1 pseudogene is annotated in these 327 nt (G+C 43.1%); it reads left to right on the top strand.

What is annotated here, in order from left to right:
• Positions 1 to 118 precede the first annotated feature (118 nt).
• Positions 119 to 327 (top strand): annotated as a pseudogene (locus CA598_RS32810) (Crp/Fnr family transcriptional regulator); the annotation flags it as partial.

Below are 327 nucleotides of genomic sequence, written 5' to 3'. Positions count from 1 at the left end.
TTTTCAAGTGGAGGGGCGTACTAAGGTCTCTTCTAGTGTGGGAACGGGAAAATCCTTGTTATTACGGTTCTGCTCACCCTTGTCATTATTCGGGGACATTGAATACGTGCAGGAGGTTGTGGTCCAATCCCAAGTGGAAGCGGTACAACAAACCTCTCTCTTATTTATCCCGAAACAAAAGATTGAGTCTGACCTAATGGACAACCATAGCTTTAAAGACTTATTGCTGAAACATCTTTCTTACAAACTTCTAACCTGCACATCCGCATCACGAACGAACTTACTAGGCGCTGTCGAGGAACGACTTGCAAGTTATTTATTAACGAT

The organism is Paenibacillus sp. VTT E-133291 (genome assembly GCF_002264395.1).
Taxonomy (GTDB): domain Bacteria; phylum Bacillota; class Bacilli; order Paenibacillales; family Paenibacillaceae; genus Paenibacillus_AQ; species Paenibacillus_AQ nitricinens.
The sequence above is the reverse complement of the archived record's forward strand: the minus strand, read 5'-3'. Positions and strand labels throughout refer to the sequence as shown.